We start from the raw sequence: 13,264 nt of genomic DNA, 5'->3' as shown, positions 1-13,264 counted from the left end.
GCGCTCGATCCCGTCGGGCGCCCGGGCCTGAGGGAAGGAGACGAACATGGAAAACGATCGGGCCGATGCGGCCGCCGTCTACGCGCTGTTCGCGTCGGTGCTGGTGACGGTGCCGGACGGGGAGGTTCGCGACCGCATGGCGCGGTTGCTTGCGGCGGCGGGCGACGAGGCCTCCGCCGCCGTCGACGAGGCCGCCGATCTGGAGCAGTGCTTCTACGACCGCCTGGTCATCGCCGTGTCGCCGCGCTACCTTCCGGCGATCGAGAGCTGCATGCTCGACGCCCGGGAGGACGAGCCCGGCCGCCTCGAGCCCGGCCGCCTCGACGGTCCGCGCATGACCGAGGTGCTGGCGTGCTACCGGACGTACGGGTTCGACCATCGCGCGTTGCGCGGGTTTCAGCCGCTCGTGGACAGCCTGCGTCCCGATCACCTTTCGGTCGAGCTGGCGTTCATGGCGCACCTGCGGCGTTTGGAGGCGGCAGGCGGCGAGAAGGGACTCGCGGCGGGTCGTTTCGCCGACGAGTTCCTCCGGCGGCATCTGGCGAGTTGGGTGCCCACGCTCTGCGCCGTCGCGCGTCAGCGCGGGGAGGGCGACGAGTACGTTCGCCTGATCGAAGCGGTGCGAAGCTGGATCGATCTCGACGCGAGCGCGGCTGCCTAATCGGTGCCGCAGCCTTCGCGCCGTTCGTTCCAGGCGTTTTGCAAGCTCGCTCCCTCATCGCGCTCGGGCTCTTGCCCGGTAGCGCGCGCGACCCCTCCCGACATGCCCGCGTCCCCCTCGGACGCGGGCATGTTCGCGTCTTCCATCCCGAGCGCCATGGCCGTGCGATGGGTTGCAGCTGCGCGGTACTCGGGCGTGTGCAGGTACGCCAGGTTCGCGCAGAGGCAGACGAGGAGCGCGGTCAGCAGGCCGACGCCCAGCATGCGCTGGGAAGCGCGCGGCGACGAGAAGAAGGGGATGCGCTTGCACCAGGCGAAATCGGAGAGGAAGACGATCGGCAGGATGACGATGGCGAACAGGGCCGCACGAATGGCCTTGTACACCAGCAGATCGTGGTTGCCCGCCACGACCGGCGGCATGAGCGTCAGAACGAACGCGAGGTAGAGCAAGCAGAAGAACACGAGCGCACACGAGCTTTTCCAGGGGTTCCCCGATCGAAACCCCAGCAGCTTTCGTGGCGTGCGCTCGTGCGAAAGCGGCACGTCGTTACTTCAAAACGTCGCTGAACAGGTCTTCGGCTTCCTTCTGCAGCTTTTCCTCGATGGCGAGGTAGGCGTCCAGCAGCTTGTTGCCGGCGTCGGTCAGGTCGCTGCCGTGCGCGCCGTCGCGGTTGAGCAGCTGCAGGTCGAGGGCCGCTTCCGTCTCCTTGATGATGCGCCAGGCCTTGCTGTAGGCCATGCCCATGCCCTTGGCGGCGGCGTTGAGCGAGCCGGTCTCGCGCACGCCCAGGCACAGGCTGGCGATGCCGCGTCCGAACAGCGAGCCGCTCTCGGCGTCCGGGTTCATGATGGAGAGCCGGATCGTCGGCTTCAGGTTCGCAAGGTCGCTCATGGTGTTCCGTCCTTTTCTCGTCAGATTGCGCGGGTGGCGCGTCAGGCGTCCAGGTGCTCGAGGAAGCGCAGCGCCGCCGCCTCGATGTCGTTCGTGCCGCCGTCGATCACGTCGCTGAAGCGGATGGGCAGCGCGTCGAGCTCGGCCAGGCCGCGGGGGATGTCGTTCGCCCCCGTCTCGCGCGCGATCAGGTCGTTCAGTTCGCAGCCGGACAGCGCGGCCACGTCGTCGGGCAGCGCGGCGCCCGGCTCGATGCCGTGCAGCGCGCGATACACGTTGTCGCCGAACTTGGCCCAGTGCGCCGTGCTCGCGATGAGCACGGGGTTCTCGCCCCGGAGGTTCTCGGCGGTTTGGTAGGCGACGGCCGTGTGCGGGTCCAGCAGGTAGTCGTGTTCGTCGAACACGCGCTTGATGGTGTCGAGGCACGTGGCGTTGTCGATGGAGTCGGAGGCGAACAGCTCCCTCACGCGGGCGAACGTGCCCTCGTCCACGCGGAAGCGCCGCTGCTCGCGCAGGTCGGCCATCCAGCCGGCGATGGCGTTCGCGTCGCGGTCCGTCAGCTCGAACAGCTGGCGCTCCAGGTTCGACGACACGAGGATGTCCATCGACGGCGACGGCGTCAGCACGAAGGGGCGCTCGGAGATGTCGTAGGTGCCCGTGTTGATGAAGTCGGTGAGCACGCGGTTCTCGTTGCTGGCGCAGTACAGCATGCCCAGCGGCACGCCCATGCGCTTGGCGTAGTAGGCGGCCAGGATGTTGCCGAAGTTGCCCGTGGGCACGCACACGTCCAGCTCGTCGCCCAGTCCCAGCTTGCCGTCGGCCACCAGCTGCGCATAGGCCGACACGTAGTACACGATTTGGGGCATGAGGCGCCCCCAGTTGATGGAGTTCGCGCTCGAAAGCGCGATGCGGTGCGCGTCCTGCAGCTGCTCCGCGAACGCTTCGTCGCCGAACACGTTCTTCGCGCCGGTCTGGCAGTCGTCGAAGTTGCCGCGCACGCCCCACACCTGCACGTTGCGACCGCGCTGCGTGGCCATCTGCTTGAACTGGATGTCGCTCACGCCGCCGTCGGGGTACATCACGGCGATGGACACGCCGTCCACGTCGCGGAAGCCCTCGAGCGCGGCCTTGCCCGTGTCGCCCGACGTGGCCACGAGGATGAGGAAGTCGTGGTCGAGCTTCCCCTGCTCGCGCAGCTGGGCGGCGCTTGCTGAGAAGAACCGCGGCAGGCACTGCAGCGCCATGTCCTTGAACGCGCTCGTGGGGCCGTGCCACAGCTCCAGCACGTGGGTGTCGGCCGTGAGCGACGTGATGGGGCAGATGCGCTCGTCGTCGAAGTTGTCGCCGTAGGCCTGGGCCATGAGCGATTCGATGGTCTCGGCGGGCAGGTCGACCTCGAACGCCTCGTAGATGCGCGCCGCGCGCTGGGCGTACGGCAGCGCGGCCAGCGCGCCGATCTCGTCGAGCGAGAGCTCGGGGATGCGCTCGGGCACGTACAGACCGCCGCCTGCGGCCAAGCCGTCGATGACGGCTTCCGTGAAGGTGATCGGGTGCTCGCTTTGCCCGCGCGTGTCGGAATAGAGGTTTTGAGCCATGTCCTGCACTTTCATCCGTGTTCCGCCGAACCAGTATCACGTCCCAGTATACTATGCTGAGAATTATCCCGGCGGCAGAATCGGCACGGGATTTCCACGCGCCGCCCGACGCGCACAAGAGGATTGGGGTCCCCATGGACGGCTACGAACACGATCCGGTTTGGGTGGAAGCCCAATCGTTTCTGCCGGAAGGCAATCGGTTGACGGCGAGCACGATGCCCGACGAGTACGTTTTGACCTTGCCCGGCGCCGACGTGCACATCGACCATTATCGGCCCGCATCGCCGCGCGCGAGGATCGTGCTGTTCCACGGCGTCGGGGGGAACGGACGCTTGCTCTCGTTCGTCGCCGTGCCTTTGATGCGCCATGGGTTCGAGGTCGTGTGCCCCGACCTGCCCCTCTACGGCCACACCCGTTGCGAGGGCGTCGTCACCTACGACACGTGGGTGACGTGCGGGACGCGCATCGTGGAGCACTTCCAAGGGGAGCGGGGAACGGGGGAGGGCTCGCCGCCCCTCTTCCTCTTCGGGTTGAGCGCCGGCGGCATGCTGGCCTACCAGATCGCTTGCGCGTGCGACGGCGTCGCCGGCCTCATCGTCACGTGCCTGCTCGACCAGCGCGATCGGGTGGTTGCCGCGCGCACCGCCAGCAGCCCTCTTCTGGGCGCGGTCGCACGGCCGCTCGTCTCCCTCCTCAACGCGTGCGCCGGGCGGACGGAGCTGCCGATGAAGCTCGTAAGCAACATGAAGGCCATTGCCAACGACGAAGCGCTCGTCGACCTCCTGATGCGAGACGAAACCTCGTCCGGCGCACGCGTTCCCATCGCGTTTCTGCACGCGATGCTCAATCCGAAGATCGAGGTCGAGCCCGAGCGCTTCCGCGCCTGCCCGGTGCTCCTGGTGCACCCGGGCGACGATCGCTGGACGGACGTCGAGCTGAGCAACCGCTTCTACCATCGTCTGGCCTGCGAGAAGGAGACCGTGATGCTGGACGGGGCCGGCCATTTTCCCATCGAGGAACCGGGCCTGAGGTTGATGGAAGCTGCCTGCGTCGCGTTCATCGAGCGCCAGCTTCCGTAACGTTTCGACCCGCTCGGTGTCCTGCGGGCTACCGCTTTGTGACGAAATCCTCCATCGTCCGCCGTTTCGCGCGCTGCTCCTTACTATTTTCCTCACGGTCGATTTTCAAGGCGAACCACGCAGAGCAAGGAGCGACGATGGGCCACGAGCGAAGCGCCTCATCCGGCGGCATGATGATGCACGGAGTGAACCTCAAGCGGCGGTTCTTCGTGAGCCTCGTGCTGGCGGTTCCCATCCTGCTGCTGTCGTCGCCGATGGGGCTCGCGCTGCCCATCACGCTGTCGTTTCCCGGCTCGGACTGGCTCGTGGCCGCGCTGGCCACGGTGCTGTTCGTCTACGGCGGCTGGCCGTTTCTGCGCGGTGCGGCGGACGAGGTGCGCAACCGCAAGCCCGCCATGATGACGCTCGTGGCGCTCGGCATCACCACGGCCTACGTCTACAGCATGTACGCGTTCGCCATGGGCAGCGTCGCGCACGACGGCGGCATGCACATGGACTTCTTCTGGGAATTGGCCACGCTCATCGTCATCATGCTACTGGGCCATTGGATCGAGATGCGGGCCGTCATGGGCGCGGGCGACGCGCTCAAGGAGATGGCCGAGCTGCTGCCGGCGCAGGCGCACGTGAAGCAGGCGGACGGCTCCTTCGCCGACGTGCCGCTCGACGAGGTGCAGGTGGGCCAAACCGTCATGGTGGAGGCGGGGGAGAAGGTGCCCGCCGACGGCGAGGTGACGGACGGCTCGTCGTCCGTCAACGAGGCGCTCGTCACGGGCGAGGCGCGCGCCGTGGAGGCGCATGAGGGCGACACGGTGTTCGGCGGCTCGCAGAACGGCGACGGCACGCTGTACGTGCGCGTCACCGGAACCGGCCAGTCGGGCTACCTCGCCCAGGTCATGCAGCTCGTCTCGCAGGCGCAGCAGGAGAAATCGCGCGCCGAGGTGCTGTCCGACAAGGTGGCGCGCTGGCTGTTCTACGCCGCCGTGAGCGTCGGTCTCGTCGCGTTCGTCGCGTGGCTCGCCGTCACCGGCAGCGTGTCGGACGCGCTCACGCGCATGGTCACCGTGTTCGTCATCGCGTGCCCGCACGCGCTGGGCCTGGCCATTCCGCTCGTGGCGGCGCGCTCAACCTCGCTCGGCGCGCGCAACGGCCTGCTCGTGCGCCGCCGACGCGCCCTCGAGGTGGCGCCGCGGGTGAACGTGGTGATGATGGACAAGACGGGCACGCTCACCGAGGGCGACTTCCGCGTGGCCGAGGTGCGCGCGGTGGGGAAGCGGGGCGCCCCCGCCGGTGACGCCCCCGACGCCGACGGCGCCCCCGCCGACGATCGCGTGCTCGCGCTCATGGCGGGCCTCGAGCAGTCGTCTTCGCACCCGCTGGCCGCCAGCATCGTGGCCGCCGCGCATGAGCGCGGCGTGCAGCCTGCGGCCGTGCGCGACGTGCAGGCCGTGGCGGGCGTCGGCGTGAAGGGCGTGCTTGAAAATGGCTCGCACGCCCTCATCGCGAACGCGCGCTACCTGGACGAGCAGCGCATCCACTACGATCGTTCCGCCTTCGACCAGCTGGCAGGCCGTGGCCTCACCGTCAGCTACCTCGTGATCGACGGCGAGGTGCGCGGCGTGGTGGCGCAGGGCGACCAGATCAAGCCCACCGCCCGCGAGGCGGTGCGACAGCTCAAGGCGCGCAGCATCGCGCCCGTCATGCTCACCGGCGACAACGAGGCGGCGGCCCGCGCCGTGGCGCACGCGCTCGGCATCGACGAGTTCCGCGCCGGCCTGCTGCCGCAGGACAAGGTGCAGCTCGTGCAGCAGCGCCGCGACGCGGGCGACGTGGTGATGATGGTGGGCGACGGCATCAACGACGCGCCGGCGCTGGCCCGCGCCGACGTGGGCGTGGCCATCGGCGCGGGCACCGACGTCGCCATCGACTCCGCCGACGTCGTGCTCGTGAAAAGCGACCCCGAGGACATCGTGCGCCTGCTCGACCTCGGCACGAACACCACGCGCAAGATCAAGCAGAACCTCTGGTGGGGCGCCGGCTACAACATCGTGGCCATCCCGCTGGCGGCCGGCGTCCTCGCGCCGGTGGGCATCCTGCTCAGCCCCGCCGTGGGCGCGGTCCTCATGAGCCTATCCACCGTCATCGTCGCCGTCAACGCGATGACCCTCAAAAACAAATGAGGCGACCGCGCCCCGCGCCCTGCAGCGTCCTCGTCCCAGTCCAACAATATGCGGAAAATGTTAGCTAAGGCTTCCATTCCCCGAGAGTTTGCTATAAGATACTTTTGTTACATGAAGCTAACTCGATGGGAGCCACCATGGACAACGCAACGGTTGCGAGCATGCAGGGAACGGTCGGTCGTACGGACGCAGGGTCTGCGCCGGGCATCGCCTGCCAGCAGATGCCGCTTTCGTTCCTGAAGGGCGGCGAGACGGGCACCATCGCGAAGGTGCGCGGTCGCGGCGATCTGCATCATCATCTGGAGAACCTCGGCTTCGTCGAGGGCGCGCAGGTGACGGTGGTATCCGAGGCTGCCGGCGACCTCATCGTCGAGGTCAAGGGCACCCAGGTCGCGCTCAACCGCCAGGTCGCGGCGCATATCATCACGAACGCCGCCGCGTAGCGCCTCCGCAAACCACGCACGAGCACGAACGGATGTTTCACGTGAAACATCTGCCGTGCCGTTTGGCGTGCGCGCATCGAGTTGGCATCACCGCAAGGAACCTCAAGGAAAGGAAACGGGGCATATGGCAGAAGTTCAAGATCGAACGCTGCGCGACGTGGCCATCGGCGACACCGCCACCGTCCGTCGCCTGACGGGCGAGGGCGCGCTCAAGCGTCACATCATGGACATGGGCATCACCAAGGGGACGAGCGTGTTCGTTCGCAAAGTCGCGCCGCTGGGCGATCCGATCGAGGTCACGGTGCGCGGATACGAGCTGTCGCTGCGCAAGAGCGAGGCGGAGAGCATCCTCGTCGGCTGACGTTGCCAGGCGTGAGCGCCAGGTGACGAGGATAGAGGCGCCGCGGCGCTTCTTTTTTGGGACTGAGTTAGTAGCAGCTAACTTAAAAACGAGCCAACGGGGGATTGCAAACCCCCGACCGGCTTCGAAGCAGATGGAAAGGCTGATCATGGGAATTCGCATAGCGCTTGCCGGTAACCCGAACTGCGGCAAGACGACGATGTTCAACGATCTGACCGGCGCCAGCCAATACGTTGGCAACTGGCCGGGCGTGACCGTTGAGAAAAAGGAAGGGAAGTACACCCGCGACAAAGACGTGATCATCACGGACTTGCCGGGCGTGTACTCGCTGTCGCCGTACTCTCCCGAGGAGATCGTGACGCGCGACTACCTGTTGGACGGCGGCCCCGACGTCGTCGTGAACCTCGTGGACGCGACGAACCTCGAGCGCAACCTGTACCTGACCACGCAGATCCTCGATCTGGGCGTGCCCGTCGTGGTGGCGCTTAACATGATGGACCTCGTGAAGAAGAGCGGCGACAAGATCGACGTGGCCGGCCTGTCGAAGCAGCTGGGCTGCCCCATCGTCGAGACGACGGCGCTCAAGGGGCACGGCATGGCCGAGCTCATGGAAACCGCCGTCAAGGCGGCGAAGGCCGGCAAGCCCGCCGAGCCGAAGATGCCCTTCGACGCGCAGGTGGAAGAAGCCATCACGAAGATCGAGGGCATTCTGGGCAACCGCGTGTCCCCGGCAACCGCGCGCTGGTTCGCCATCAAGCTGTTCGAGGGCGAGGAGCGCACCGTCGCCAACATGAAGCTCAGCGCCGCCGATCTCAAGGCGGTCGAGGCGATTCGCGAAGAGGTGGAGAACAAGCTCGACGACGATGCCGAGAGCATCATCACGTCCGAGCGCTACAACGCCATCACGCACGTCATCGACAAGACGATGAAGCGCTCGCACAAGGGCATGACCACCACGCAGAAGATCGACCGCGTGGTGACGAACCGTTGGCTGGGCCTGCCCATCTTCGTGGTGGTCATGGCGCTCGTGTACTACCTGGCCATCTCCGTGGGCACGGGCGTGGTCACCGACTGGGCCAACGACGGCATCTCCGGCGACGGCTTCCTGTACACCGGCGGCGCGGCCTACGAAGAGGCCGTGGGCGAATGGGAAGGCGAGCAGGCCAACATCGAAGCCTACCTCGCCGCTGCCGAGGAAGACGGCATCGACGTGGAGGGCGCGACCGCGGCCCTCGAGGCCGAAGAGCCCACCGCTGCCGACGAAAGCGCTCTCGCCGCATTCCAGGAGGATGCCGAGAAGGCCGGCGTCGTCGGCATCGTCGAGGACGAGGAGACCGGCGAATCCGCCGAGGTGGACGCCGCGGCCTTCGCAACCGCCCTCGAAGCCGAAGAGCCCGACGCTTCCGACGGCTCGTGGGGCCTGTGGATTCCCGGTTTGGGAGCGGTCATCGGCAACGCCCTCGAAGCGGTCGACGTCGCCCCGTGGCTGCAGAGCCTCGTGATGGACGGCATCGTCGCGGGCGTCGGCGCCGTGATCGGCTTCATTCCCCAGATGATCATCCTGTTCCTGCTGCTCGCGCTGCTCGAAGGGTGCGGCTACCTGGCGCGCGTCGCGTTCATCATGGACCGTGTCTTCCGCCGCTTCGGCCTGTCGGGCAAGAGCTTCATCCCGATGCTCGTCGCGTCCGGCTGCGGCGTGCCCGCCGTCACGGCCACGAAGACCATCGAGAACGAGAAAGACCGTCGCATGACCATCATGACGACGACGATGATCCCCTGCGGCGCGAAGATGCCCATCATCGCGCTCGTGTTCGGCGCCATCGCTGGCGGCAACACCGAGGCCACCTGGTGGATCGCCCCGCTGTTCTACTTCCTGGGCGTCATCGCCATCATCATCTCCGGCATCATGCTGAAGAAGACCAAGATGTTCGCCGGCCCCACCTCGCCGTTCGTCATGGAGCTTCCTTCCTACCACATGCCCACGGTGAAATCCATCCTGATGTCCACGTGGGACCGCATCAAGGGCTACATCGTCAAGGCAGGTACGATCATCTTCCTGTCCACCATCGTCATCTGGCTGCTCATGAACTTCGGTGACGCGGGCGAGGGCTTCGGCTTGCTCGATACCGAGATGGACGACTACATCCAGTACAGCCTCATGGCGGGCCTGGGCAACGGCATCGGCTGGATCTTCGCGCCGCTCGGCTTCGGAGACTGGCAGGCAACCGTCACGTCCATCACCGGCCTTGTGGCGAAGGAGAACGTCGTCGCCACGGTCGGCATCCTGACCAGCCTGGGCGATGTGGGCGAAGCCGATCCCACCATGTGGGCCGCGTTCGCCGCTCTCTTCGCGGGCTCGGTGCCGGCCATCCTCGCCTTCTGCGCCTTTAACCTGCTGTGCGCGCCGTGCTTCGCCGCCATCGGCACCATCTGGCGCGAGATGGGCACCGCGAAGTGGACCTGGTTCACCATCGGCTACATGACCATCTTCGCGTGGTGCGTGGGATTGATGTTCTACCAGTTCGGCGGCTTGCTTACCGGCGAGATCGGCTTCAACGTGTGGACGGTCGTGGCCATCGTGGTCCTGGCCGGCATGCTGTTCCAGATTTTCCGCCCCATGCCCACCTTCGACAAGAAGAAGAACAAGGTTGCGGGCGAGCTTGAAGCCGAGGGCAGCGTCGCGTAGGCGAAGCGGCTTCGGGCCCGAGGGAACCCCCTCGGGCCTGTGCCCCGATGTTCCGAGAAAGGACGCGCTATGTTTGGTTTGGAGTTCACGCCGTCTACGGTGGTCGTCGCGCTCATCGTGCTGGCGCTCGTGTTCCTCGCGGTTCGCCGCTTGGTGCGCAACGGCATGTGCGATTGCCACAAGGGAGACGACGCGCACGGCGGATGCGCCGGAGGATGCGGCGGCTGCTCGGGCTGCGGCGCTGCCAGCGCCATGGTGGCCGACATGCAGAAGCGAGCCGCTGTGGAGTCGCACCGCTAACCGCCCCATACGCAGAGCGTCGTAACGCGATCAACGAACGGATGTTTCACGTGAAACATCCGTTTCGTCGTTTACGGGGGGCAGAGGGCACGGGGGCAGGGGGGCAGGGGAGCGGGGATGCCGTGGTCGCCCCCTCCGTGGTCGCCCCCTCCCTCCGATATGTGGAGGAATTGTAAACCATGGTAAACTTTTATTGCCCCGCAGCAAAAGTTATCGTAGACTAACAATTGTCAGCGGGGCCGAGGAAATCGAACCCGCAGGCACCTCCTCTTTTTGCTGACACGGTGGTGGGGACTCTCCTCTCGTCTGGTCGTCCACCACACAGCACGCCGGCGAGGGACCCCCTTCCCTCGCCGGCTCCTCCAACACCCCTTGCACCGCCATCCGGTTTCAACTGGTTCCGCCTGTCGTGTGGTACCATGGAACGACGAACAAAAGGAGGGTTCCGTGGAAAAAATGTCCATGTCGCACGAGGACTACCTTGAAGCCATCGTGATGCTGGGAGGCACGACGGAGGTGTCGGTCAGGTCGGTCGACATCGCGACGAAGCTCGACGTGTCGAAGGCCTCGGTCAACAAAGCGATCAGCTCGCTCAAGGAAAAGGGTCTTGCCGACCAGCCCTATTACGGCGACATCACGCTCACCGAAGAAGGGTACGCCTACGGCATGTCGGTTCTCGACCGCCATCACATGCTGTTCACGTTCCTCACGAAGGCGCTCGGCATCCCCGAGGAGCAGGCCGAGAAGGAAGCCTGCCTCATGGAGCACGCCATCAGCGACGAATCGTTCAAAAAATGGAGTTCTTATATTAACAAGCTCGACCTGTAAGCGGGTTTCGCCCCGCTTTCCCTGACCGTTTTCCTCGGTCACGCGAGCATTCAACAAGTTCTTAACGACGCGCCCGCCCGCCCCGCCCTCGGTGGCAGGGCGGGCGTCGGTGTGGTATGCTTTCCCCAGCTTCTGCATTAAACAAACCAAACACGAAACACGATGCACAGAGGAGCCCCTTTCCTTGGCAACGCAGCCTTATATTCTCTCGTTTGACGAGGCGAAACGCGACACCCGTGCGCGTCGTCCCTCTCCTGCTGCGCCCGAATCGCGTCCCGTGATCCATTCCGTCGATGCCATCCCCGCATTCGAGTCGCCCTTCCGCCAGGCAGGCGAGGGGCGGGGGAGCGCGCGAACGGCGGCGCACGCGCGCCCGTCGGGCGCTGCGCGGCGATCGTCCGCGGGAGCCGGCGACGGTTCGTTCGCCCGCATATCGACGTTCGATCGTCCCGCAGGCCGCCATGCGGCGCCGCGTCCGGCGTCGTCGAGCCCGCGCCGCGCATCGAGCTCGTACGGCACGGGCCGCTTCTCCTCGCTCGACGAGCGCATCGAGGAGCAGCCCGAAGAGGAAGTCGAAGAGCGCCGCCTGACCCGCAAGGAGCAGCGCAAGAAGGCACGCGCCAAGAGCAAGGCCGAGCGCGCGTTCACCAAGCAGTTCGGCGGCTCGAAGCCATCCGACGCCTCGCAATCGGGCCCGCGCGCCGCAGTGTACAAGGGCGAGATGGGCGCGAAGCACCGTCAGGCCGCGCGCATGCAGAATGCGGAGAGCCCGCAGGCTTCGGCGAAGCGCGGCTTCTCGCTGGGATCGCTCGCATCGCTCAAGTCGTCGCCGAAGTTCATCGCGAGCGCGGCCGTCGCCGTCTGCCTCGTGCTCTCGTGCGCCTTCCTGTACCCGCCGGCGCAGCAGTACTACCATGCGCTGCGCGAGCGCGACCAGCTGGCCGCCGAGTACGCGGCGCTCGAGGAGCGCAACGGCGCCCTCGAAAGCGACGTCTCGTCGCTGCAGACCGACGCCGGCATCGAGGATCGCGCCCACGAGCAGTTCGGATGGGTGAAGAAGGGCGAGGAGACGGCGAACGTGCGCGGCCTCGACCTTGACGAGGACGAGGCATCCACGTTCCGCGCCAACATCACGCCGGGCAGCGTCGAGGCGCCGGAGACGTGGTACTCGCCGTTTCTGGACGCCCTGTTCGGCGTCGAGTAGACCGAGGGAAGGGATCGCCATGAGCGCCATCGCGGAGCCTGAGAGTGCCGAAAGCGGTTTCCAGGCGGGCCGATACGCGGCCATCGACATCGGCACCGTGACGTGCCGCATGCTCGTGGCCGACGTGGACGAGGCGGGACGGCTCCATGAGCTCGACCGCGAGTACACCATCACGAACCTCGGCGAGGGCGTGGACGCGACGGGCGTGCTGAAGCCCGCGGCCATGCAGCGCGTGGCCGACGCCGTGGCGCGCTTCCTCGACGTGCTGCGCGGGTTCGCCACGCCGGAACATCCCGCCATCACGACGAAGGCCATGGCCACGTCGGCCGCGCGCGACGCGCGCAACGCCGACGAGTTCGAGGCGCTGTTGGCGGGCCTGGGCGTCACGCTGTCCGTCATACCCGGCGAGCGCGAGGCGGCCCTCTCCTTCGCGGGCGCGTCGTGCGACTTCCGGGGGGAGCGCCTGCTCGTGGTGGACATCGGCGGCGGCTCGACCGAGGTCATCGCCGGGCGCGCGGGCAGCCGGCCCGATCGCTCGCACTCCTTCAACATCGGATGCCGTCGCGTGACGGAGAAGTTCTTCGCGGCCGACCCTCCCAGCGCCGGCGAGCTCGAACGGGCCCGGGCGTGGGTGGAAGAGGGGATGCGCCCCTACTTCGACGAGCTGCGCGGGGCGGGCTTCGCGCCCGAGCGGTTGGTGGCGGTGGCCGGTACGGCCACCACGGTGGTGTCGATCCACGAGCGCATGGAGGTGTACGACACCTCCCGCGTGCACAAGGCCGTCATCACGCGCCCTGTGCTCGACGGGGTGGCCGACCAGCTGGAACGCGTCCCGCTCGCGCAGCGCGAGCGCATCGTCGGGCTCGATCCGGGCCGCGCGCCCGTCATCGTGGCCGGCATGGTGATCCTGCAGACGGTGCTCGACCTGGCCGGCGTCGATTCGTTCACGGTCAGCGAGTCTGACATTCTCCACGGCATCATTTTGGACGAAGCGGCGCGCTGAGGTCCCGCCGCCCGATAAAGTTTGCTACCATAGGGC

At 66.8% G+C, this 13,264-nt stretch carries 13 protein-coding genes; 10 read left to right on the top strand and 3 right to left on the bottom strand.

Features of this window, described 5'->3' with window-relative positions:
- The first annotated feature begins 46 nt into the window (after positions 1 to 46).
- On the top strand, positions 47 to 661 hold the full coding sequence (locus tag H8S61_RS04930) for a TorD/DmsD family molecular chaperone (protein ID WP_186938171.1): 615 nt from the start codon (positions 47 to 49) through the stop codon (positions 659 to 661).
- On the opposite strand, the gene H8S61_RS04925 is transcribed toward H8S61_RS04930, so the two are convergent.
- Genes H8S61_RS04925 through thrC form a run of 3 tightly spaced genes read right to left on the bottom strand, consistent with a single transcriptional unit; the run spans position 658 to position 3,147 of the window.
- Positions 658 to 1,203, bottom strand: a complete 546-nt coding sequence (locus H8S61_RS04925; RefSeq protein WP_186938170.1) for a hypothetical protein — start codon at positions 1,201 to 1,203, stop codon at positions 658 to 660. The two genes, H8S61_RS04930 and H8S61_RS04925, sit on opposite strands and share 4 nt — an antisense overlap.
- 4 nt (positions 1,204 to 1,207) lie before the next feature.
- Positions 1,208 to 1,552, bottom strand: a complete 345-nt coding sequence (locus tag H8S61_RS04920) for a winged helix-turn-helix domain-containing protein (RefSeq protein WP_154334798.1) — start codon at positions 1,550 to 1,552, stop codon at positions 1,208 to 1,210.
- 41 nt (positions 1,553 to 1,593) lie between these two features.
- A complete protein-coding gene (gene thrC, locus H8S61_RS04915) occupies positions 1,594 to 3,147 on the bottom strand; it encodes a threonine synthase (protein ID WP_255466470.1) in 1,554 nt (517 codons plus the stop codon).
- A gap of 134 nt (positions 3,148 to 3,281) precedes the next feature.
- Here thrC and H8S61_RS04910 point away from each other — a divergent pair, with 134 nt between their 5' ends.
- The 9 genes from H8S61_RS04910 (at position 3,282) to H8S61_RS04870 (ending at position 13,228) form a co-directional block, all read left to right on the top strand.
- A complete protein-coding gene (locus tag H8S61_RS04910) occupies positions 3,282 to 4,226 on the top strand; it encodes an alpha/beta hydrolase (protein WP_186938168.1) in 945 nt (314 codons plus the stop codon).
- 137 nt (positions 4,227 to 4,363) lie between these two features.
- Positions 4,364 to 6,403, top strand: coding sequence for a copper-translocating P-type ATPase (locus tag H8S61_RS04905; RefSeq protein WP_222617609.1), 2,040 nt, complete (start codon positions 4,364 to 4,366; stop codon positions 6,401 to 6,403).
- A gap of 137 nt (positions 6,404 to 6,540) precedes the next feature.
- Positions 6,541 to 6,846 (top strand): FeoA family protein, encoded by a 306-nt coding sequence (locus H8S61_RS04900; protein WP_235905380.1) that lies wholly within the window; start codon positions 6,541 to 6,543, stop codon positions 6,844 to 6,846.
- A 124-nt stretch (positions 6,847 to 6,970) separates the two neighbouring features.
- Complete coding sequence (locus H8S61_RS04895; RefSeq protein WP_154334802.1) at positions 6,971 to 7,207, top strand: FeoA family protein; 237 nt, start codon at positions 6,971 to 6,973, stop codon at positions 7,205 to 7,207.
- Positions 7,208 to 7,355: 148 nt separating this feature from the next.
- The gene (locus tag H8S61_RS04890; protein WP_186938166.1) at positions 7,356 to 9,893 is read left to right on the top strand and encodes a FeoB small GTPase domain-containing protein; all 2,538 of its coding nucleotides are present in this window, start codon (positions 7,356 to 7,358) and stop codon (positions 9,891 to 9,893) included.
- Positions 9,894 to 9,962: 69 nt separating this feature from the next.
- A complete protein-coding gene (locus tag H8S61_RS04885) occupies positions 9,963 to 10,193 on the top strand; it encodes a FeoB-associated Cys-rich membrane protein (protein ID WP_186938165.1) in 231 nt (76 codons plus the stop codon).
- 447 nt (positions 10,194 to 10,640) lie between these two features.
- Positions 10,641 to 11,021 carry a metal-dependent transcriptional regulator gene (locus tag H8S61_RS04880; protein ID WP_009306183.1) on the top strand — a complete coding sequence of 127 codons (381 nt, stop codon included), beginning with the start codon at positions 10,641 to 10,643 and terminating at the stop codon, positions 11,019 to 11,021.
- A gap of 184 nt (positions 11,022 to 11,205) precedes the next feature.
- Positions 11,206 to 12,225 (top strand): FtsB family cell division protein, encoded by a 1,020-nt coding sequence (locus H8S61_RS04875; protein WP_222617608.1) that lies wholly within the window; start codon positions 11,206 to 11,208, stop codon positions 12,223 to 12,225.
- Positions 12,226 to 12,244: 19 nt separating this feature from the next.
- Positions 12,245 to 13,228, top strand: a complete 984-nt coding sequence (locus H8S61_RS04870; RefSeq protein ID WP_160943537.1) for a Ppx/GppA phosphatase family protein — start codon at positions 12,245 to 12,247, stop codon at positions 13,226 to 13,228.
- The last annotated feature ends 36 nt before the right edge of the window (positions 13,229 to 13,264 follow it).

It is taken from the genome of Eggerthella hominis (assembly GCF_014287365.1).
GTDB classification, from domain to species: Bacteria; Actinomycetota; Coriobacteriia; order Coriobacteriales; family Eggerthellaceae; genus Eggerthella; species Eggerthella guodeyinii.
This window is presented reverse-complemented; position numbering and strand designations above follow the sequence as displayed.

Excerpts from the sequence above, each read along its gene's own strand:
- H8S61_RS04930 (WP_186938171.1), top strand. The coding sequence starts at position 47 with ATGGAAAACGATCGGGCCGATGCGGCCGCCGTCTACGCGCTGTTCGCG.
- H8S61_RS04920 (WP_154334798.1), bottom strand. The coding sequence starts at position 1,552 with ATGAGCGACCTTGCGAACCTGAAGCCGACGATCCGGCTCTCCATCATG.
- thrC (WP_255466470.1), bottom strand. The coding sequence starts at position 3,147 with ATGGCTCAAAACCTCTATTCCGACACGCGCGGGCAAAGCGAGCACCCG.
- H8S61_RS04910 (WP_186938168.1), top strand. The coding sequence starts at position 3,282 with ATGGACGGCTACGAACACGATCCGGTTTGGGTGGAAGCCCAATCGTTT.
- H8S61_RS04905 (WP_222617609.1), top strand. The coding sequence starts at position 4,364 with ATGGGCCACGAGCGAAGCGCCTCATCCGGCGGCATGATGATGCACGGA.
- H8S61_RS04900 (WP_235905380.1), top strand. The coding sequence starts at position 6,541 with ATGGACAACGCAACGGTTGCGAGCATGCAGGGAACGGTCGGTCGTACG.
- H8S61_RS04895 (WP_154334802.1), top strand. The coding sequence starts at position 6,971 with ATGGCAGAAGTTCAAGATCGAACGCTGCGCGACGTGGCCATCGGCGAC.
- H8S61_RS04890 (WP_186938166.1), top strand. The coding sequence starts at position 7,356 with ATGGGAATTCGCATAGCGCTTGCCGGTAACCCGAACTGCGGCAAGACG.
- H8S61_RS04885 (WP_186938165.1), top strand. The coding sequence starts at position 9,963 with ATGTTTGGTTTGGAGTTCACGCCGTCTACGGTGGTCGTCGCGCTCATC.
- H8S61_RS04870 (WP_160943537.1), top strand. The coding sequence starts at position 12,245 with ATGAGCGCCATCGCGGAGCCTGAGAGTGCCGAAAGCGGTTTCCAGGCG.